This window comes from Hungatella sp. (genome assembly GCF_046966825.1).
Genome location: NZ_JBKVCZ010000016.1, coordinates 27,751 through 47,556 on the forward strand (window position 1 = coordinate 27,751; position 19,806 = coordinate 47,556).

The 19,806-nt window shown below is 47.3% G+C and carries 19 protein-coding genes and 1 pseudogene; 1 reads left to right on the forward strand and 19 read right to left on the reverse strand.

From position 1 onward, the window contains the following. Window positions 1–3: 3 nt before the first annotated feature. The 16 genes from wecB to ACLTD4_RS07560 all read right to left on the reverse strand — a co-directional run bounded on the left by wecB (window position 4) and on the right by ACLTD4_RS07560 (window position 14,929). On the reverse strand, window positions 4–1,095 hold the full coding sequence (wecB, locus tag ACLTD4_RS07485; RefSeq protein WP_117621075.1) for a non-hydrolyzing UDP-N-acetylglucosamine 2-epimerase: 1,092 nt from the start codon (window positions 1,093–1,095) through the stop codon (window positions 4–6). A gap of 2 nt (window positions 1,096–1,097) precedes the next feature. After that, window positions 1,098–1,817, reverse strand: a complete 720-nt coding sequence (locus ACLTD4_RS07490; protein ID WP_117621076.1) for a glycosyltransferase family 32 protein — start codon at window positions 1,815–1,817, stop codon at window positions 1,098–1,100. Beyond that, entirely contained in the window at window positions 1,814–2,644 is an 831-nt protein-coding gene (locus ACLTD4_RS07495; protein WP_117621077.1) for a glycosyltransferase, read from the reverse strand. Before ACLTD4_RS07495 ends, ACLTD4_RS07490 begins: the two co-directional genes overlap by 4 nt. Window positions 2,645–2,745: 101 nt before the next feature. Further along, window positions 2,746–3,822, reverse strand: a complete 1,077-nt coding sequence (locus ACLTD4_RS07500; protein ID WP_117621078.1) for a glycosyltransferase family 4 protein — start codon at window positions 3,820–3,822, stop codon at window positions 2,746–2,748. 10 nt (window positions 3,823–3,832) lie between these two features. After that, window positions 3,833–4,456 (reverse strand): sugar transferase, encoded by a 624-nt coding sequence (locus tag ACLTD4_RS07505; RefSeq protein ID WP_117621079.1) that lies wholly within the window; start codon window positions 4,454–4,456, stop codon window positions 3,833–3,835. Further along, window positions 4,449–5,144 (reverse strand): acetyltransferase, encoded by a 696-nt coding sequence (locus ACLTD4_RS07510; protein ID WP_117621080.1) that lies wholly within the window; start codon window positions 5,142–5,144, stop codon window positions 4,449–4,451. The genes ACLTD4_RS07505 and ACLTD4_RS07510 overlap by 8 nt, the downstream gene beginning before the upstream one ends. Before the next feature lie 34 nt (window positions 5,145–5,178). Then, window positions 5,179–6,276 carry an aminotransferase class I/II-fold pyridoxal phosphate-dependent enzyme gene (locus ACLTD4_RS07515; protein ID WP_181988573.1) on the reverse strand — a complete coding sequence of 366 codons (1,098 nt, stop codon included), beginning with the start codon at window positions 6,274–6,276 and terminating at the stop codon, window positions 5,179–5,181. Between the two features lie 39 nt (window positions 6,277–6,315). After that, entirely contained in the window at window positions 6,316–6,837 is a 522-nt protein-coding gene (loaP, locus tag ACLTD4_RS07520) for an antiterminator LoaP (RefSeq protein ID WP_117621082.1), read from the reverse strand. Between the two features lie 221 nt (window positions 6,838–7,058). Continuing rightward, window positions 7,059–8,930: a nucleoside-diphosphate sugar epimerase/dehydratase gene (locus ACLTD4_RS07525; RefSeq protein WP_117621083.1), complete on the reverse strand. Its 1,872-nt coding sequence runs from the start codon at window positions 8,928–8,930 to the stop codon at window positions 7,059–7,061. Between the two features lie 18 nt (window positions 8,931–8,948). Continuing rightward, on the reverse strand, window positions 8,949–9,761 hold the full coding sequence (locus ACLTD4_RS07530; RefSeq protein WP_117621084.1) for a CpsD/CapB family tyrosine-protein kinase: 813 nt from the start codon (window positions 9,759–9,761) through the stop codon (window positions 8,949–8,951). Next, entirely contained in the window at window positions 9,762–10,496 is a 735-nt protein-coding gene (locus ACLTD4_RS07535) for a YveK family protein (protein WP_055654666.1), read from the reverse strand. Window positions 10,497–10,515: 19 nt separating this feature from the next. Then, window positions 10,516–11,247, reverse strand: coding sequence for a CpsB/CapC family capsule biosynthesis tyrosine phosphatase (locus ACLTD4_RS07540; RefSeq protein ID WP_055655039.1), 732 nt, complete (start codon window positions 11,245–11,247; stop codon window positions 10,516–10,518). 89 nt (window positions 11,248–11,336) lie between these two features. Further along, window positions 11,337–11,993: a hypothetical protein gene (locus ACLTD4_RS07545; RefSeq protein WP_412331215.1), complete on the reverse strand. Its 657-nt coding sequence runs from the start codon at window positions 11,991–11,993 to the stop codon at window positions 11,337–11,339. Window positions 11,994–11,997: 4 nt separating this feature from the next. Then, window positions 11,998–12,882, reverse strand: coding sequence for a hypothetical protein (locus ACLTD4_RS07550; RefSeq protein ID WP_412331216.1), 885 nt, complete (start codon window positions 12,880–12,882; stop codon window positions 11,998–12,000). Between the two features lie 16 nt (window positions 12,883–12,898). Continuing rightward, window positions 12,899–13,840 carry an N-acetylmuramoyl-L-alanine amidase family protein gene (locus ACLTD4_RS07555; RefSeq protein WP_055654664.1) on the reverse strand — a complete coding sequence of 314 codons (942 nt, stop codon included), beginning with the start codon at window positions 13,838–13,840 and terminating at the stop codon, window positions 12,899–12,901. 231 nt (window positions 13,841–14,071) lie between these two features. Beyond that, window positions 14,072–14,929 carry a tyrosine-type recombinase/integrase gene (locus ACLTD4_RS07560; RefSeq protein WP_117621086.1) on the reverse strand — a complete coding sequence of 286 codons (858 nt, stop codon included), beginning with the start codon at window positions 14,927–14,929 and terminating at the stop codon, window positions 14,072–14,074. A gap of 325 nt (window positions 14,930–15,254) precedes the next feature. Between ACLTD4_RS07560 and ACLTD4_RS07565 the strand changes: the two genes are divergently transcribed. Beyond that, window positions 15,255–16,523 carry a serine dehydratase subunit alpha family protein gene (locus ACLTD4_RS07565; protein WP_025530066.1) on the forward strand — a complete coding sequence of 423 codons (1,269 nt, stop codon included), beginning with the start codon at window positions 15,255–15,257 and terminating at the stop codon, window positions 16,521–16,523. Between the two features lie 196 nt (window positions 16,524–16,719). Here the strand turns inward: ACLTD4_RS07565 and ACLTD4_RS07570 are convergent. The 3 genes and pseudogenes from ACLTD4_RS07570 to ACLTD4_RS07580 form a co-directional block, all read right to left on the reverse strand. Further along, window positions 16,720–18,086 (reverse strand): annotated as a pseudogene (locus ACLTD4_RS07570) (DUF4091 domain-containing protein). Beyond that, window positions 18,064–18,390, reverse strand: coding sequence for a hypothetical protein (locus ACLTD4_RS07575; protein ID WP_412331217.1), 327 nt, complete (start codon window positions 18,388–18,390; stop codon window positions 18,064–18,066). The pseudogene ACLTD4_RS07570 and the gene ACLTD4_RS07575 overlap by 23 nt, the downstream one beginning before the upstream one ends. After that, the gene (locus ACLTD4_RS07580) at window positions 18,387–19,799 is read right to left on the reverse strand and encodes a sulfatase (protein ID WP_117621088.1); all 1,413 of its coding nucleotides are present in this window, start codon (window positions 19,797–19,799) and stop codon (window positions 18,387–18,389) included. Before ACLTD4_RS07580 ends, ACLTD4_RS07575 begins: the two co-directional genes overlap by 4 nt. Window positions 19,800–19,806 lie beyond the last annotated feature (7 nt).

Here is a 19,806-nt window from a genome sequence, read left to right on the forward strand (position 1 = left end):
TTGTTACTTACTCAATATGTCTGCAATTCTTTCGCTGGCATGTCCGTCTCCGTACGGATTTGAAGCATGACTCATGGCGCTGTATGCTCCTTGGTCATTTAACAAACGACTGAACTGCATATAAATTTCATTTTCTTCTGTACCGGTCAGCTTCAAGGTACCTGCTGCAATCCCCTCTGGCCGCTCAGTTGTATCTCGCATTACCAAAACCGGTTTACCGAGGCTGGGAGCTTCCTCTTGAATCCCTCCTGAATCTGTCAAAATCAGATAGCTTCTGTTTTGAAAATTATGAAAGTCCAATACATCCAATGGCTCAATAATATGTATACGTTTATTATCACCTAAAATCGCATTTGCAGTCTCACGAACTGCTGGATTCATATGTATTGGATAAATTGCTTTTACATCAGAATTTTCATTAATTACCCGCTGAATTGCATTAAACATATGTTCCATTGGCCTTCCAAAATTCTCCCTGCGATGAGCCGTAATCAGAATTAAACGGCTTCCTTTGGCCCACTCCAGTTCCGGATGTGTATACTCATCATGCACTGTTGTTTTTAATGCATCAATTGCAGTATTACCAGTCACATATATCGTCTCTGCTCTTTTTCCTTCTTTAATCAAATTTTCTTTTGCCCGTTCTGTTGGCGCAAAATTATAACGGCTAATAATACTAACAGCCTGCCTGTTAAATTCTTCCGGATATGGTGAATATAAATTATAAGTCCTTAATCCAGCTTCCACATGACCGACCGGAATCTGTAGATAAAAGCAAGCCAAAGCAGTTGCAAATGATGTAGATGTGTCCCCATGCACAAGTACAATATCTGGTTTTTCGTTTTCTAAAACTGTCTTAATAAGTTTTAAAACATTTGCTGTTACATCAAATAATGTCTGCCTATCTTTCATGATAGACAAATCATAGTCCGGTGTAACCGAAAAAACTTCCAGTACTTGATCAAGCATTTGACGATGCTGCCCCGTCACACAGACTATAGTCCTTATATTTTTTCTGAGTCTAAGTTCGTTCACAAGCGGACACATTTTAATAGCTTCCGGCCTTGTCCCGAAAACCAGCATAATTTTTTTCATTATCATCCTCTTTTTGTTCCTTTTAAAAATATAAAACAATTTATTCCAAAAATTCGATGAAACACTCGGGTTATTTTGCTGCGTATCCGTTGTTTTTGTGGAACCCATGATTTATTAAACCAGTGTATTACAGCTGTATTAGGTGACTGATGCAAAACACCTGTAGCATTATCAAATGGGCAGAAATAATCTCTCGGATACAATACAAAATCATCTATTACCTGATATTTACCGTTTGGAACAAATCCCCTTTCAGTTAGCATAGATGTGATAATAGTAACATTGGTAGTTGTATCGGGACATCCAGCCCGAGAGATAAAATGCCGGTTATTATAATATGATAGCAGATGTTCATACAACGGAAAGCCTTTTTCTGCTGCCATAATTCCAGTTGGTATTGCAGTTTTAGATTCGAATCCTGAAAAAGCTTTATTATGCAAAAATTCATCCAGCCTCTTTATAACCTCGACATCTGTATCCATATAAATCCCCCCCTGTGTATACAAAATGTAAAGGCGGGCGTAATCTGTTACAAAGGCAAATTTTCTATTTTCGTAAGCCTCTTTTACATATGAACAACAATTAATATTAAAATTATCTTCGTTCCATTCAATGATTTCATAATCCGGACAATACGTTCTCCAACTCTCTATACATTTCTCCGCGAGTACAGGCATTTTACCTTGTCCAAACCAACAATAATGAATTTTTTTGGGAATCATATATTTCCGCTACTTTCCTTTCTAAATAAACCCAGACTTTGTTTATGTAGTATCCTATATACAGGTCCGGGCAACAGTCCCACTAATATAGGACGAAACACCCACAAATAATTTTTCTGAGGCAGATTTAATTTTTTAACTGCTGAAGCACATACTCTAGCTTCATTTACTCTATACTTGAATTTTCTTCTGCTGCAGGCCTTACGGTCATCTCGCATTTTATATAATGGTTCTGCAAGCGAAAATCCCTTATATCCTCTTGCATACATCCGGACCCATAAATCCCAGTCTTCTACACGCCTCCTTTTTCCAGATTCTGAGTATCCGCCTACAGCTTCGTATGCTTCCCGCCGCACCATACAGGGTGCATGGCAGAAAGGGGTACCTCGTGCCAGTTGGCAGTATGGAGGTTCTCCACTACCTCTTCCTCTACGAAACACCCCATTCTCATCAAAGTAAATCATTGGAGTACTCACAATTGCATATTCAGGATGCATATTTAGAAAATTAACTTCCTTTTCAAATCTATTTGGCAAAGATATATCATCTCCATCCATTCTTGCTATATAATCTCCACGAGCATACTTAAGACAATTATTTAGTGTATAGCTCAGTCCTTGGTTTGTCTTATTTCTTAATAGAATAATTCTATCAGAATACTGCTGCTGATAATTTTGCGCTATATCATAAGTATTATCCATAGAACCATCATCACATATAACCAAGGACCATTCCGTATATGTTTGAGAAAGAATTGATTTTATGGCTTCTTCTAGCGTTGAAGCGCAGTTATAAATCCCCATAATTACAGTTACTTTACTTTGCATGGAATCCTCACTTTATTCTTACTAAAAGAATCTGTTAATAATATACCTTTTATAACTTTTTATCGTATGCAGACAAAGGATACTCACATAAAGCTGTTTCATTAGACTATCCTCCTGATTGTCGTTTCTACTACCAATGCTTTATCAAACTCTGCTTCCATAATGCTTCTGGACATTCTACCCATCTCCACCTTTTTTTCATAAGGGAGCTGAACAAACGTCTTCATCGCCCGGTATAACTGCTCTGCATCACGCTTTGGCACAAGATAGCCATTTTTCCCCTCTGCTACTGCTTCTCTGCACCCAGCTATGTCCGTTGTAATCAAAGGTCTTCCCATTGCTGCTGCTTCGAGAAGAGTATTAGCCATCCCCTCATGGTAGGAAGGCAGTACAAAACAGTGGCACCCCTTGAGAAAGGGTTTCACATCGCTTTGAAACCCGTAATAGTTGAGTACGCCATCTTTTTTCAGCCTTTCCATCTGTTCTTCATAAGGTTCCTCCATTGGGCCGACAACCTGAACACTACTATTTCCGAATTCTCTCTTTATTAGTTCAGCCGCTCGAATGAGCTCCTCAATTCCCTTTTCCTTCATTATTCTTCCAATAAACAGGAAAACTGTACCGTTCTCTTCCGGAATCGGAGCCATTCTGTACTCCTCCAGGTTGATTCCGGCCCCCGGCAATAGGCAGCTTTGAGATTTCCTCACAATTCGTTCAGACAGGAAAAGCTTTTGATTTTCCTCATTTTCGAAGAAAACTGCTTTTGCCCTTTTTATTGTTCTTTTATAGAAAGACACGACCAGCCTTTTCATCACCCCCTCTCTCTGAAAGGCCGACCCCAGGCCCGTTATATTAACCGCATATGTAATTTTATGAAAGGAAGCCACCATACCCCCGTATATATTTGGTTTGATGGTATAGGTGATGATGAGATCCGGCTTTATCCTACGTATCAGCCTTTCATATGCTATCACAAGCTTACCATCCCGAATCGGGTTCATCCCTCTTCGGTCCATGGTTGTCTCCACATAAACACAGCCCATTTCTATAAGCTTCGGAATTAACTCTCCTTGGGGAAGGGAGATATACAGATGGTTATTTTCCAGGAGCTTTTTAAGAAGCTCCTTTCGAAATTTGTATAGGCCGACATCATTATTTGCTAAAATCAGTATTACCATACCTTTTCCCCTATTCCCTATTGCCAGCAAAGTACTCTGCTGTCACTGAAGTATCGCTGTGGATTCCCTCTTGCTTAAAGGCTTTCCACACTGTTATCAGGATGATCTTCCAATCTCCTAAAAATGTTATATGATCCACATATTCCACATCTTTCTCAAATTTTTCTTCCCAGGATATTGCATTCCTTCCGCTAATCTGAGCAAGCCCTGAAAGCCCCGGCCTTACCTCATGACGTCTTCGCTGAACCGGACTATACAGGGACAAATACTGCTCAAGAAGTGGTCTTGGGCCAATTACCGCCATATCGCCTTTCAAGATATTAAACAGCTCAGGAAGTTCATCTAAGGATGTGGAACGGAGCATTTTTCCAAATTTTGTCAGACGTGCATCATCTGGAAGCAGATTTCCATTCCTGTCTTTTAAATCAGTCATTGTTCTGAATTTATACAGATGGAATATCTTTTCGTTCTTCCCCGGCCTATTCTGTTGAAACAAAACTGGACTTCCAAGCTTCACTCGTACCAGACAGGCGACAACAAGCAGAATCGGGCTCAAAAAGATAATTGCTATGAAAGCGCAAAAAAAATCCTGTGGTCGTTTTATATATTTTTCGTAAATCCCTTCTTCATGCATTTTCTATTCCCCGTTTTATCCTTTTTGCCGGCAATCCCACATAGGTACCTTTTTCAGTGATACTCTTTGTTACAACCGCCCCAGCTCCTACCATGCAGTCAGCACAAATGGCAATGTTATTTCTAATACAACTGCCAACCCCAATCCAGACTCCGTCACCGATCACCACATTTCCCGAGATATGACAGCCAGGTGCAATATGTACGTAATCTCCTATGATACAATCATGATCTACCGTACTTCCTGTATTTACAATTACCCCTTTTCCCAATACGGTTCCGCTGTTTACCACTGCATTAGCCATGACCACACTTCCTGCATCTATCTTCACATCATCCGCAATCACGGCACTGGGATGAACAAGAACCGCAATCGTGCAGCCTTCCTTTTCCAGTCTTTCCTGAATATTTTTCCGAATTGTACAGTCACCAATAGCCACTACAATCTCTTCGTACATTGGCTCACTGTCCACAAGACTATCAAATGCACGCTCAGCGTTTGAAAACTGAAGTGTCCTGCCAGACACCGGCCCCACTGTTTCATATCCTGATACTTTCCGTGTCTGATCATCATCCAAAAACGCAATTCTTCTGTATCTACCCGTCTTTTTTGCAATATCCGCAACAACTTTTCCCTGGCCGCCCGCACCGACAATCAGAAGTCCAACATTTTTATTTTTTAGCTCCATAAAATCCTCCCTGACAGCTACCGATACGTTTCTATCAAAAACACTTCCGTATAATCTCTATTACCCTCTCCTGCTCTTCCACCCCCATCTTTATATCACTGGGCAGACAAATCCCCCGTTCAAAGATATCTCTCCCCACATCGTCTCCATCCACACTTATAAAATCCCGGTCTGCGAACACTGGCTGCATATGCATCGGTTTCCAGATGGGCCGCGACTCTATGTTTTCGGCTTCCAGGGCAAGGCGTATCTTTTCTGGGGTTACTTTTTCACTTTTTACCAGGCTGCTGTCAATTACCATACAGCTTAGCCAAAAATTCGGTTCTGAACAGTTCAGGTAAGGGTTCATAAAAACAGGAAGGTTCTTCAGACCTTCCCGATACCGTTCGTATATTTCTTTTTTTCTCGCCTTGTGCTCTTCCAGATGGAGAAGCTGCCCGCGGCCGATTCCTGCCACCACATTGCTCATGCGGTAATTATAACCGATCTCAGAATGCTGATACCACGGTGCGGTATCCCGTGACTGAGTGGACCAGAAACGGGCCTTTTTTATGGCTGGCTCCTCATCAGAAAGAAGCATTCCCCCTCCCGATGTGGTGATAATTTTGTTTCCATTAAAGGAAATACAGTTATATTTTCCAAAGGTACCCGTTTGTCTTCCTTTGTATGTGGCAGACAGGCTTTCTGCCGCATCCTCAATCAGGATAACGCCGTACCGATTGCACAGCTTTACAATTTCATCCAGCCTGGCTGGGGTTCCATAAAGATTGGCCACGATAACCGCCTTTACACGGGAACCGTATTTCTTTAAGGCTATTTCAAGCGCGGCCGGATCCATATTCCACGTATCCCGCTCTGAATCGATAAAAACCTGAATTCCATTTTCATAGGAGACAGGATTAACCGTGGCCGCAAAGGTTAGGTCTGAACACAGTACAATATTGCCTGCCTTTACGCCGGCAAGCTTCACCGCTAGATGAATCGCCGCCGTCCCTGCTGTCAGAGCCGCCGCATATTTTACGCCCACATAAGCGGCCATCTCTTTTTCAAATTCATTCACATTTTTTCCCAAAGGGGCCACCCAATTGGTATCAAATGCTTCTTTTACGTATTTTTGTTCCTCTCCATGCATTGTCGGAGAGGAGAGGAATACCCTTTTTCTTTCCACGTTTCATACATCTCCCTTTTTCTTTTTCTCCAGTATCTCCAAGCCGACCTCTACTCGCTGCAGACAGCCCATCATGGGGAATTCCAGCCAGGCCTTTCGTCTGTGGCGGTCTATTCTGGTGATCAGGCCTTCCCGTCCCTTTAATGGTCCATCGAGAATCGTTACACGGTCATTGACGATCATTCCCATGGACATAGTCACCACCTGTTCCTCTTGTCCGAAGTCAATCAGAAATTCTACTTCTTTCGGAGTCAGTGCAGCAATTATGTGATCTGTGTTCAAAAGCTTCGTCAATCCAATGACCCGCTTCAGCTCAAGGAAAAGCGCCTCTGGATCCTCGCTGACAGCGAAGACATATCCGGGAAACAGAATTTTCTTTTCTTTATGCCACTCTCCCTGATAGCGTTTCATTTCCTCATAGTACGGAATAAAACACTTCTCCAGCGCCTTCCCTCCCACCAGTTTTTCACACTGTTTTCTTATCAACTCCTCTGTTCCCGATCTTACCTGTATCACATACCACATGGTTTTACACTTCCTAATCGTATCCGATTATATCTGACCATTTTCTTCAGCAAAAATACACATAGCGAAATACATGTTAAATCTTAATTTGCAGTCTATTTTCACCACATTTTAGGGCATGCTTCGCCATTCCGTCCAACTGCAGGCGGATTTTTTTAATTTTTTGTCATTCAATTGATATGAAACGCGGCAAAGCGACGATTTCAATCAATCAAAATTTTTTACTCCACTGACTGCTCATACTGATACTCCGGTATAATCTTCTGAACCAGCTGCCTCATATCCCCAGTCTCTTTCCACGCAGCTTCGTCAAGTCCAGCCAATTCTAACTCGAATTTTTCATAATCCATCTCAATCGGCTTCCCAATAAATATCCGGCTATTCTTCGTCCCCTGCAGCCCTTCCTCCGCCATCAAAAGCTCTTCATACATCTTTTCTCCCGGCCGAAGTCCCGTAAACACAATATCGATATCTTTATATGGCTCATATCCGGAAAGACGGATCAGGTTTTCCGCCATATCCAGAATTCTCACAGGCTCACCCATATTAAGCACAAAGATTTCTCCGCCTTTTGCATAAGCCCCGGCCTGCAGGACCAGACTTACGGCTTCCGGAATGGTCATGAAATATCGGATGATTTCCGGGTCCGTGACGGTTACGGGGCCGCCGTTTTCGATCTGTTTCTTAAATAATGGAATCACACTTCCATTACTCCCCAGCACGTTGCCAAACCTCACCGCGACAAATTCCGTGCTGCTCTTGCTGTTGCACATCTGGATCACCATTTCACAGAGGCGCTTGCTGGCTCCCATGATATTCGTGGGATTGACTGCTTTATCGGTGGAAATTAAGACGAAATGCTTCGTCCCGTACTTCATGGCCGCTTTGGCAGTTTTGTATGTTCCAATGACATTATTCTTGATTGATTCATTTGGACTGTCTTCCATGAGCGGTACATGTTTATGCGCCGCAGCGTGATACACGATGTCCGGACGGTATGTATCGAAAATAGAGTCCAGCCGGTTCGTATTTCTTACGGATCCAATCAGGGTGACGAGATCCAGTTCCGGATAGTTCCTCTTTAATTCCTGCTGAATCTCATAAGCGTTGTTCTCATACATGTCAAATATAATCAGACGCTTTACCTCGTGGCCGGCCAGCTGTCTGCACAGTTCGCTGCCGATGGAGCCGCCTCCGCCTGTTACCAAAACCACTTTCCCTTTTACGTATCCCATAATCTCATTTAAACTGACCTTTATGGGTTCCCTGCCTAAGAGATCATCGATTTCCACATCACGCAGCCTGGAGATGCTGACTTCACCACTCATTAACTGATACAGACCCGGGAGTATTTTCAGGCTGCATTTCGTTCTCTGGCAGATCTCCAGAATCTTTTTCCGCTCTACACCGGTAACGGTGGGTATCGCAATATAGATTTCCTCAATATTGTACTTTTCCGCTAACTCGGGTATCTCCTCCCGCGTCCCCCGGATCGGTACGCCATTGATATATTTTCCGTTTTTATTCCGATCGTCATCTATGATACAGACCGGTATACCAGGTGCCTTTTCGCTGCTGTTTAACTCTTTTATCAGAAGAGTGCCCGCCTGACCGCCGCCGACAATCATGATCCTCTTTTTTACCGCGGCATCCCGCTTTCTTCCCAAATGTCTTCCTGCAAGCCGCAGCGCCCGGTAGCTCATACGGCTGATTCCCACAAATGCCGTTATAAATAAAAGCCATAAGATATAGTAGCTTCTGGGCACCTCGATGCTTAAGAATCTCATTCCCAGGATTTGCAGAATAAACGTTACACCACAGGCCGCGACAATGGATTCCAGCTCAATTATCCCGGCGCTGCTCCACATAATGGAATACAGGCGGAACAGAGCGAATACAAGAACGGTCGTCACCGTCAGAATCACGCTGTATGACGTGACTGCGCTTATATATTGTGAGGGTATGGATTTTGTAGACAAATCAAACCGGATCCAAAGAGCTAAAAATGAGCAGATCTGAATCATACAGATATCGTAGATAAGAAATAATACCGATCGAAACCATTTATTTGCTATAATACGTGTCTTTATCATTTTATCCCCTTCGTATCCCTACTTGCGCCGTCTGGAACGCTTTGCCTGTTTTTCTTCGCTGCTAACAGACGCCGTGTTCACTTCCATATTTTTTTCACTCTTTTCCGTCTTATTACTGCTTCCGCCAGCTCCGTATCCGGAGTACTTTCCAGAGTATTTTCCATAGTACTTGCTGTAATACCCACCGTAATATTCTTTATTCTCCTGGTTTACTTTATTGAGAACTGCACCCAGGATCCGGCATCCGCTCTTTTCCAACTGACTCTTCACCTTTTGAACCATTTTATAGCTGATGACTCCGCTCTCTACCACGATAACCGCTCCATCGACATTTCTCGCGATGATAGCGGCATCAATAACACTGCCTAAAGGTGGCGAGTCAATCAGTATATAGTCGTAGTTTTCTCTCTCTGTACGGAGTATCTCCTCAAACCTGACATTTCCCAGAAGCTCCGCCGGATTCGGTGTGGACGGGCCGGCGAAAATTACTTCCATGTTTTCTATGTTTGTGTTGTAAGTAACATTTTCGGCGGATTCCTGGCCCACGAGATAATGGCTCAGCCCTCTCGTCTCCCGGTCGACGCGGTAATGGCCCATCAGGACGGATTTGCGCATATCCGCGTCCAGCAGAAGCACCCGTTTCCCATCCTCGGCAAATGATCTCGCCAGCTGGAATACGACTGAAGTTTTTCCCTCGTTGGGAACGGTGCTGGTAAACAGGATCACCCTCTGGTCGTCGCCGCAGAATGTGATGTTGGTTCTCAGCGTTTTGAACGCTTCGTTTGTCCGGAAATCCAGCTGCGGTATTTTCTTAAATTCTACCTTCTGCATTTACTCCACCGCCCTTCTTCCCCATTTGCTTTTCTTCCTTTTTCTTCTCTCATTTTCTTCAAATTCCGGTATCTGCCCCAGCGTGTTGAGGTCGAGATAGCGCTCGATATCTCCGGCATTCCGAATGCTGTCGTTCATCAGATACAGCAGAATGATAACGCCTGCGGCCGCAATTCCTGCCGCCAGTCCACCGAGTACCGTATTCTTTCTCACATTGGGACTGGAAGGCGCTGTGGGGAGATTTCCCTCTTCCACGATTTTTGGCGGCACCGAGTCCATGATCTCGGCAATGCGCGCTACCGACACCGATGCCATCTCATCGGCAATGGCCCGTGCTGTCTCTGGATTTGTATCCCTGGCTGAAATAGTCAGAATTCTCGTATCGGCCGGATTGTTGACCGTAATTTTCCCATTTAACTGCTGATAACTCATGTTTAATCCCAGATTCTTTGTCACCTGCTCAAGAACCGGGCGGCTGGTCACCAGCACCTTATAATCCTTTGTCAGCTGTGTTCCCAACTGAAGATCTGACAGCGATGTAATATTGTTTGTCTTGTTTAATATGTAAATCATGGTGGAAGAGGTGTAAACCGGTTCCATCAGGGTTGTGGTGTACAGCATGGCCGCCGCCGCCCCCACGACAACCGCCAGAATCATAATCCACAGTCTTCTTTTCATCACCCAGAAAAGCTGCAGCAAATCAATCTCTATCTCATCGTCTCTTGTATCTTTCATCGTTCTCCCTCTGAAATTCTTATAGTATCCGGCCCTCCAGCAGCCTCGCAGGATTTTCATAGAGCACACGCTCCACAAGCTCGTGACCACAGTGGCGTTCCAGCCATTCCACCGCCTTTCTCATCCGCGGCGGTTTCCTGTCCGCGCCATGTGCATCCGTGGAAATCAGCTGGACATAACCGGCTTTCATCAATTTTCTGTACCAGACCATCCGCACGTCCGGAATCCGCTGAAAAAAGCACTCTGTGTTCATCTGAATCACAATTCCCAAATCACGCAGTTCCTCTATTCTCTCCACGCTCTGATACAGGCAGACATATCGCTCCACATGTGCCAAAACCGGGATATAACCCTTTCTCACCACGCGAGAAAGCCCCTGAAACATATCCTGGTATCTTACCCCCTGATAGAATTCCAGAAGCACGTACTTGGTATCTGCTATTGTAAATATTTCGCCCTGTTTTAACAGTTCCTCCACGCCGGAAACATAGAGCACTTCGTTGCCGCAGTAATACTTTATGCCTTGAATCCCTGCATTTTCGGCGGCCTCTTTGACCTCATTCATTCGTTTTACAATGGCTTCCTTCTCCGCAGAAACCTTCCCCGGTGTATAGTGAGGGGTAAATACGATATGGCTGATTCCTTCATCCCACGCCATCTGAACAGCACGCAGAGACTCCTCCAGAGAAACGGCGCCGTCATCTATTCCATAAAGCAGATGGCAGTGGAGATCAAATAGACCGAGCGGCATTTTTGTACCCCCCCCCCGAAATGATTCCGATAATCATTATTATCTTTGTCTTTTCCTTTTCTCATTCCTCTCATGCCATCCTCCCGACTTCATCTTTCGTACTTCATACATTTTGATATATAGAATGCCATCGCTGACAAACAGCAGCCCATGCCTCCAAGTGAAAGTGCGCTGTATCCGGCTGAGACTGACAGATACCGGGCAAATTCATTCATATAGATTGGTTCCGTCCATACGGTTCCATCCCCTCCAAATCGCCAAAGCAGAAGACCGCAGACGGCAAGGCATAAAAATCCCACAAACAGGCTGGCTCCGAATCTCTTGACTGTCCGGTAACCGGAACGGCTCAGGCAGATCAGTTCTGCGGTCCCCAGTGAAAAGACCAGAACAGCGCCTCCCAGTAAAACCGGCGTCCAGCGCACAAAATCCCTCGTCGTCTGCCGCCACCAGTCCATCCCCACCCAGCGCACCAGATTCTCACACCGTGTCTCCAGGCCGTTCATCAGGTACTCCACGCCCGCGGCAGCCACTTCAGAATTCGGATATGCACGCCTGTAACCGGCAGATACAAAAGACCGCAGCGATTCCATCGCTCCCGATAAATCAGGGTGCTGCGATTCTCCCTCAAGCTCTGCTTTTACCTGCTGCCTGGCAGTCAGTACCACATTGGAATACTTGACCGTGTCCCCGTAATCATATTCAGGCACCTGGATCAAGGACAGAGTCCTGAATGTCTCCCGTTTCATATCGTCATAAACCGTCTGGTACCAGGATGTCTTTTCGATCTGGTTTAACACCGCCTGTTCTGAAAATGCTCCAATGCGAAGCGATAGAAGCAGTCCTGAAAGGAAACAGGCGCCGGCCGTCATGCAGATTACAATCGTCTGCAGCGCTTTTCTCGCCTTGCTCCGGCGCTTTAAGCTCCGGTTCCTGGCAGTTTGAGCCAATGCCGTTATCAAAATAACGGAACACACAGCTTCGCACACCGTGATCAGGCAGTAAAGAGTCGGATCTAACAGACGGGAGCCACCCATTTTCTGTTCCAACTCCAGTTCCTGCGTCCTCTCCTCCCGCCCGATTCCCTCCAAACCACCAAGACCCTGGAAGCCGGAAAATAACGGGAGCACACTTCTTGAACTTTTCATCAAGCTTATTGCCGGGCCACTCCTCAAATGGTTCGTCAGACCTCTCCCCAGGCTGTTTGTCGGACCGCTCCTCATCTCCTGACAAGCCTTCCTGTCCATAGCCCTTTTCTTCCTGAGATCCCACCTCTGATTCCATCGCTTCTCTGGTATCTGCGGCGGTATCCCCACTGCCTCCGACTTCATAGAGATAGCCTTCCGTCACACCGCGCTCCACATTGCCATACATTTCTGCGGCCGCGGCGGCGCAGGTATCTGCGCTTAAGTCCACATCCTCCCTGCAGAGGTATGCAGTCAGCTGGTCGATATACGCCTGCTTTGCCCGGTACTCTTTTCCATTCCATTCGAACGTTCCTTTGGCCTTTGCCACCAGCTCCTGCTCGCTGGCATTTAATCCGGATGCGCAGCCGGTCAACGGTGTGATTAAAACAAATATAATGGATAAAAGAAATGTAAAAAGGATTACTAATAAACATTTTGTTCTTTGAATCATCTCAGAGGACCATCACTCAATTGACAGCAACGGAATATACGAGAGTTCCGTCTTCATAACCATAGTCCAGCGTTCCGGAATAGGATACCGTCACCGTGTAGGATCCTCTGGCCTGAGAAAAGCTTCCGCTTCCCGAAAAGCCCAGGCTTCTCGCCGCTCCCACCAGGTCGCCTGCCTCATGAACCACTGCGCTTCCTCCCGGACCGCTGATTGTCACTTCATTGATATATCCGGAGGACAGAAACACCTCAAAAACCGACTGTGCAGCCGGAAGTCCCTCCAGCATCGTAGAAACGGCAACCGGAGTCACACTTATGCTCTGTCCGTCAATTGAAGCGCTGGCAATGTGCTCGCTCCCGCTTGTCTGATGGACTGCATCTATGATGTCATTCTGTACGACGTCCCTGACCCGCACTTTTTCCCTGGACGAACTGCTGTCTGAACCGGAAGTCTGGTTTCCATTGGCGGACCACACCTGCGCAGTCGGAACAGGAGGTACAGATCCTACGGTTCCATTTTCCGTAAAGTGATAGATCACACCATTAATTTCCTTATCCCCAGTAAACAGCGCTCCGCTCGGTTCCATATAGTATACTTTCTGGTCTACTTTGATCAGGCCAGTCTGCATGGCTCCGCTGTAAGCGAGAAAATACCATTTTCCATCAGGATCCTGGTGCCATCCGGTCTTCATCGCTCCAGTGTCTGTTGCCAGGAAATACCATACGCCGCTGCCATCCTGAAACCATCCGGTCTGCATAATTCCATTCTGGTCAAAATGATACCAGCGCCCATCCGTATCCTGGAACCATCTGGCAGCCTGATACTGCCCTTCCACAGACATATAACGCCAGCCCTCCCCGGTTAAACTCCATCCCGGCGTCTGCGCGTAGACGGCTGCTGCCGCGCTGATACTAAGTCCCAGTGTAACAGCTGCAAGTTTCCATGTTTTTCCTCTCATCTTTTCTCCTCCTGATTGAAATAACCTGATTAAAATATCCTGTCCGCAATTGCCCTGTCTGCATGATTGGTATATTATGCCGCCTCGGCTCTCTGATTCTGCCCGAGAAATTACCGCCCAAGTTCGGTTTACAACATAATACACAATATGTAGTTTACCGTACTAATTCCTTGACATAAAATTCTAATAGTTGTATAATTGTCACAACATAATGTGTATTATGTTGTATTTTTATATTATTAGACCCATTTCATTCAATTGTCTTTCATATTCCCAACTGCTCGTCATGGTATAAATCCTGGTTGTTTCGATGCTGCTGTGCCCCAAAATATCGGCCAGATGCACAATATCTTTCTGTTTTCCATAATACGTCCTTGCAAACAGATGGCGCATATTATGGGGAAATACTTTTTCATGGGAAACCCCCGCTCTCTCACATATTTTGTTCATTTCAGTCCAGACATTGCTGCGGTCGATCGGTTTACCTGTCCGGGTTATAAAGATGCTTCCCGACTGGATGTCGTTATTGATACAGTAGTCTTTTAGTTTGTCCTTCAGCTTTAGAGGAATCAGGATAATCCGCTCCTTTCCTTTGCACGAGACGCTCGCATACCCCCTCTGCAGGGATTCTGCCGTTATATTGCGCAGTTCGCTGATGCGAATTCCTGTCCCGCAGATCGTCTCCATAACCAGGGCCAGCCGGTCTTTCTTCTCATTCTGTGCCGCTTCGACCAGTCGAATGTATTCCTCTCTGGTCAGTTCCCTGTTCTGATCGGTAAAAACGCGTTTCTGGATCTTCAGCAGCCTGACGCGGCATTCCTGCCTGTCGTAAAATGTAAGGAAGCTGTTCATCGCGGTTAAAAAGGAATTCACACTGGAAGGCTTATATCTTCCCATTAATTCTGTTTTGTAGTGCATGGCGTTTTCTTTCGTTATTTTGTCTTCCGTTCCCCCACAGGTCTGCAAAAAATCCAGAAATTTACCAGCATCCCGTACATACTTACTGACTGTCGACTTACTTTTTTCATTGTAGATGAGATACCTTCGATACTCTTCCAACATCATATCTGCATTCATTTCTGTCTCCATCTGTCTTCTCCTTTTCAATTTTACGTTTTATGCACTATTATTACCGATACCAAAGAAAATATTATCTGTTAGGAGATCAGAAAAAAAGTATTTCATCCATTTCCTGTATAAAAATATCGGCTGATATGTCGCCCGAAACTCAAACCGTGGATGGAAACGATGCAATATCCCCAAAACCATTGACTTTCCACTCGGAATTTGATAAATTTTTATTATTAAAACATCCTAATTCAGCGCAGCAGCCACAAGGAATTTCCATACCTGTTCGGGCTTCATGCTGATTTACCTGCTTACAATATGAATGAATGGAAAGGTGAAGATACTCATGATGAACGAGAGAATACACGATGAATTCCTGAAGATACTGGCTGAAGAACTGATCCCCGCCATGGGATGCACCGAGCCCATTGCACTGGCCTACGCCGGAGCCAGGGCCAGAGAGGTGCTGGGCTGCCTGCCCGACAGAGTCATCGCTTACTGCAGCGGCAACATGATTAAAAATGTCCGCTGTGTCACGATTCCCAACTCAGAGAGTATGGTCGGCATCGAAGCCGGCGTCATGCTGGGAATTGTCGGAGGCAATGCCTCCAAATGTATGGAAGTTTTAGAAGATCTGACAGATGAGGACCGGAAGACGGCGGCCGCTATGCTGAGAGACGGAGTCTGTACCGTGGAATATCTGGATTCTGAGATTCCGCTGCACATCATCCTGGAGCTGCATAAGGACGCTTCCGTTGTAACGCTGGAGATCCGGTATGACCACACCAACATCACGAAGATTACGAAAGACGAAGAAGTGATTTTCAGTTCAGACCATAAGGAAGGCGGATGCAGTCTGGCGGACCGCAGTCTGCTCTCCGTGGACAATATCAAGGATTTTGCAGACCAGGTACCGCTTAAGGATATCCACGAGCTGCTGGACCGGGTCATCATTCATAATATGAACATTGCCTATGAGGGAATGGCCGGAAGCTACGGACTCGGTATCGGAAAGATCATCAAGGAATCGTACCCGGATGGCGTGGCTGTCCGCATGAAGGCCTACGCGGCCGCCGGATCGGAGGCTCGAATGGGCGGCTGTGACATGCCGGTCATGATCAACTCCGGCAGCGGAAACCAGGGAATCGCCTCCTCTGTACCTGTCATCGTCTATGCAAGGGAGAATAATATCTGCCAGGAACGTCTATACCGGGCTCTCGCATTTTCCAGCCTGCTGACCATCTACCAGAAGGAGTTTATCGGCAAGCTGTCTGCCTTCTGCGGCGCCGTATCCGCTTCCTGCGCATCGGGAGCCGCCATCACCTATCTGGTGGGCGGAACTCTGGAACAGATTAAGAATACCATCGGGAATGTCTTAGCCAATATCCCGGGCATCATCTGCGACGGTGCGAAGATCTCCTGTGCCGCCAAGATCGCCACAAGCCTGGATGCCGCCATGATGGCCCACTATCTTGCCATGAACGGCAGGGCCTACCAGGCAGACAGCGGCATTCTCCAGGAGGACGCCGGCGAGACGATCAGCTGTGTGGGATACATTGGAAAAGAAGGCATGAAACAGACCGATAAAGAGATTATTAAGATTATGCTGCAGTAGTATCTCGCAGTATGGTTCTTCGCAGTGTAATTTAACAAAATAAGCGATTCATCTCCCACCTGTAGAGGCTGGGAGATGAATCGCAAAAACAAGTTCAGCGGCAGCGGCGGGCATATATCCCCCACTGCCATGTCATTCTGGGTGTTGTATTCTGGACTCAGAATGTGGATTAAAAAAACAAACAAACAAAAACACACTAATCTTCATCCAATTCCCGGTTAATCCGGTTTCTCATCTGGAGAATCCAGTAATCCGACTTCGGATACCGCTTAAAGGTGATCGGCTCTCCCAAATCCTCCTCCAGCATATCAACGACGTACTCTCTCCCCTTCTTATCGGCCAGCTGCTCCATGGCTCTCACGTCCTGCATCGTATGGCACAGGACCATCATGCGTATGGATTCCTCCGGTTTTCCGTCCGCTCCCGGATACACCAGGAATGAATCACCGGATGGAAATGCGCCGTCGGCATCCGTGGACCGATAGGGATCCAGGGTCTTTAATGAGTACTGGGAATTATAAAAATTGTATCCCCAGTGAAGGATCCCCTCCATGCCGTATTTAAATACCTGCGCGCCATAGATACGGCACCTGGCGGACGGCATGGCCATGAAGCGGTTGCTGACCAGATAATCCTGGGCTGTACAGTAATAGCTCCACAGAGGTGTAACGCCTGCTTCCAGAAATGGTTCCATATGGTCGTTGGAGCACACCGGACAGTCGATTTCTCCCTCCCTGCAGACCGCGAGGCTGGAGATGGCGTCCATGATGACGAAATCCTTCAGATACGGCGCCACAGATTCTCTCGCCTGCTTATAGGATAAGAGATGCTGCGGCTCCGGTTCATCGGAAATGTGAAATCTGGTTATCCCGGCAATGCCTAATTCCCGCAGCTTTTCCGTCAGCCTGGGAAGATAAGCCTCCAGGAATGTGGTGTAGCGTCCGCCCACGGCCGGATCATCCCAGCCGAACAGCTTTATTTCCTTCCCGTTCTCCTCGGCCATGATCTTCGGAGGATGACCGGCTCCCACTGGGTAAAGAGATGGGACATTTCAAAACAGGTCATGCCGCAGGATAAGCACATGGCAACCCATCGCTCCAGCCTGGAAAAATCGAATTCATAGCCGCCCCCGGGAAGCACCTTTACTCCCACCAGCTGAATCGTGGTCCGCTCTCCGCCGGGCGCCGTGTCGAGAGGCGGGGTGAACTGCGGCGTCAGGATCATATTACAGCCCCTGGCCGCAGCCGCCGATATGAAATTCTCCATGATCCTCCAGTGCTCCTCGGAAAAGACAGGCACCTGGTAATAGTCGGCAAGGCAGTCTCCGTGGAACCATTCCGTGCGCAGGAGTCTCTGGGGACCGAGTACGGTCCGGTACACCTTTATGGAGGTCTCTCTCCTGCACAGCTCCTCTTCCTCCGGCGAGGCAAATACCACAGCCACAGGAATATCCCCATACGGTCCGTTTTCCGGAATCTCCACATCAATCCACAGGCTCTTAAACTGGCCCGGCGTGAAGGTAATGCGCCCTCCTGCCGGCTCAGTCAGCAGATCCGGATACATTCCCGGCTGTGTGCGCAGATAATTGCTGTCCGCGCAGCTGTTTACCGGGCGTAAGGATGGAACCGGGACGATCTCCCGGATACGGCAGTATTCTGCAGCCGGTGATTCCACCCGCACCACCGCATCGAAATTTCCCGGCCGCCATCTCCGCCGCCGCAGGTATACGCGGCCACGAAGCGAACGTCTCCCCGCGGAGCATCGTAAATCCGGTACAGCACGGGTCCTCTTCCGGCTCCTGTCCGGGAAATACCTTCGCCAGTGCGCTCATCAGTTTTATCTGGTATTCTCTGTTATCTTTCATCATACCTCCCCATATGCCTCATTTACTTTCGGGAAACGGGCGCATACCTCCCGCTGCCATCCATGCAGGAGCATCCGGAGCTGCGCAGCCATCTCAGGCATGTTTTCACAAATATTGTTCGTCTCACTGAAGTCCGCCTTCAGGTCGTAAAGTTCTCCGCGTCCGTCTTCGAAAAACTCAATATACTTGTAGTCTCCCAGAACAACGGAAGCGGCAGGAGTCCCTCCCTGGTTTCCATAGTGTGGGTAGTGCCAGAAGACAGGCCTTTCCGGCATGTGATTACCGGCCAGCAGAGGAACGATGCTTCTTCCGTCGATGGGAATCCCGGATTTTTGCGGTACGCCGGCCAGTTCCAGGAATGTGGGATAGAAATCCGGGGTCGTAACAGGCACGTCACACCGGCTCCCCGGAGCCACGTGGCCCGGATACTTAACGATCAGCGGAACCCTGGTTCCGCCCTCATAGACCCAGCCCTTTCCTTCCGAAGCGGGCAGATTGCAGGTGGGTGAGCCTTCGCTTGTGGCGAGTCCGCCGTTATCAGAAGTGAATACCACCACGGTATTCTCCTCTTCTCCGCACTCAGAAAGCGCCTCCAGCAGCCGTCCGATATTCTGATCCAGATTCCAGATCATTCCCGCGTAGGACGGATCCGACTGAATCACTCTTCTGACCACGCGCCGTCCCTTCTTATCCTCGGTATGGTGGAATTCTCCTTCCACCAGGGCCGTCTCCTGATCGAGCCCCTGCTCTCTCGCCTTCTTCTCGAAGCGCTCCCGGTCCTCATCCTTCACCTGTATCGGTGTATGTACCGCGTAATGGCATAAATTCATGTAAAATGGCTTCCTGCTTCCGCCCGCCTTCCGCTCTTTCAGCAGACGGACCGCCTCGTCCGTGATCCGGTCTGTCAGATATTCCCCTTCCGGCCCTTCGGGAAGCGTCTCGATCCCATAGGGGCTGAAATATCCTTCGTGGGGATGGCCCCAGGAACAGCCGCCTATATTGACGTCAAATCCGAAATGGTCCGGGTAATATTCTCTTCCTCCCAGATGCCATTTCCCCACATGCCACGTTTCATATCCCGCATCCTTTAGCGCCTGGGCGATTGTATACTCCCCCTCCGGCAGATGCTTGATATACGGGGCATCAATGAGTTTTCCCCTCAAGGGGTGAGAGGTCCCTTCCATATCGATCCAGTCCGTCACACCCAGCCTGGCCGGATACTGTCCGGTTAAATAGCTGGCTCTCGACGGAGAGCAGACCGGGCAGGACGCGTAGGAATTGGCAAATACCATCCCCTGCCTGCAAAGCCGGTCAATGTTAGGCGTCTCATAAAAGGTACTGCCGGTACAGGCCAGATCCCTCCAGCCCATATCGTCCATAAAGATAAATAAGAAATTCGGTTGTACTGCCATGATTTCT

Excerpts from the sequence above, each read along its gene's own strand:
- wecB (WP_117621075.1), bottom strand. The coding sequence starts at position 1,095 with ATGAAAAAAATTATGCTGGTTTTCGGGACAAGGCCGGAAGCTATTAAA.
- ACLTD4_RS07490 (WP_117621076.1), bottom strand. The coding sequence starts at position 1,817 with ATGATTCCCAAAAAAATTCATTATTGTTGGTTTGGACAAGGTAAAATG.
- ACLTD4_RS07495 (WP_117621077.1), bottom strand. The coding sequence starts at position 2,644 with ATGCAAAGTAAAGTAACTGTAATTATGGGGATTTATAACTGCGCTTCA.
- ACLTD4_RS07500 (WP_117621078.1), bottom strand. The coding sequence starts at position 3,822 with ATGGTAATACTGATTTTAGCAAATAATGATGTCGGCCTATACAAATTT.
- ACLTD4_RS07505 (WP_117621079.1), bottom strand. The coding sequence starts at position 4,456 with ATGCATGAAGAAGGGATTTACGAAAAATATATAAAACGACCACAGGAT.
- ACLTD4_RS07510 (WP_117621080.1), bottom strand. The coding sequence starts at position 5,144 with ATGGAGCTAAAAAATAAAAATGTTGGACTTCTGATTGTCGGTGCGGGC.
- ACLTD4_RS07515 (WP_181988573.1), bottom strand. The coding sequence starts at position 6,276 with ATGCATGGAGAGGAACAAAAATACGTAAAAGAAGCATTTGATACCAAT.
- loaP (WP_117621082.1), bottom strand. The coding sequence starts at position 6,837 with ATGTGGTATGTGATACAGGTAAGATCGGGAACAGAGGAGTTGATAAGA.
- ACLTD4_RS07525 (WP_117621083.1), bottom strand. The coding sequence starts at position 8,930 with ATGATAAAGACACGTATTATAGCAAATAAATGGTTTCGATCGGTATTA.
- ACLTD4_RS07530 (WP_117621084.1), bottom strand. The coding sequence starts at position 9,761 with ATGCAGAAGGTAGAATTTAAGAAAATACCGCAGCTGGATTTCCGGACA.
- ACLTD4_RS07535 (WP_055654666.1), bottom strand. The coding sequence starts at position 10,496 with ATGAAAGATACAAGAGACGATGAGATAGAGATTGATTTGCTGCAGCTT.
- ACLTD4_RS07540 (WP_055655039.1), bottom strand. The coding sequence starts at position 11,247 with ATGCCGCTCGGTCTATTTGATCTCCACTGCCATCTGCTTTATGGAATA.
- ACLTD4_RS07545 (WP_412331215.1), bottom strand. The coding sequence starts at position 11,993 with ATGAAACGGGAGACATTCAGGACTCTGTCCTTGATCCAGGTGCCTGAA.
- ACLTD4_RS07550 (WP_412331216.1), bottom strand. The coding sequence starts at position 12,882 with ATGATTCAAAGAACAAAATGTTTATTAGTAATCCTTTTTACATTTCTT.
- ACLTD4_RS07555 (WP_055654664.1), bottom strand. The coding sequence starts at position 13,840 with ATGAGAGGAAAAACATGGAAACTTGCAGCTGTTACACTGGGACTTAGT.
- ACLTD4_RS07560 (WP_117621086.1), bottom strand. The coding sequence starts at position 14,929 with ATGGAGACAGAAATGAATGCAGATATGATGTTGGAAGAGTATCGAAGG.
- ACLTD4_RS07565 (WP_025530066.1), top strand. The coding sequence starts at position 15,255 with ATGATGAACGAGAGAATACACGATGAATTCCTGAAGATACTGGCTGAA.
- ACLTD4_RS07575 (WP_412331217.1), bottom strand. The coding sequence starts at position 18,390 with ATGATGAAAGATAACAGAGAATACCAGATAAAACTGATGAGCGCACTG.
- ACLTD4_RS07580 (WP_117621088.1), bottom strand. The coding sequence starts at position 19,799 with ATGGCAGTACAACCGAATTTCTTATTTATCTTTATGGACGATATGGGC.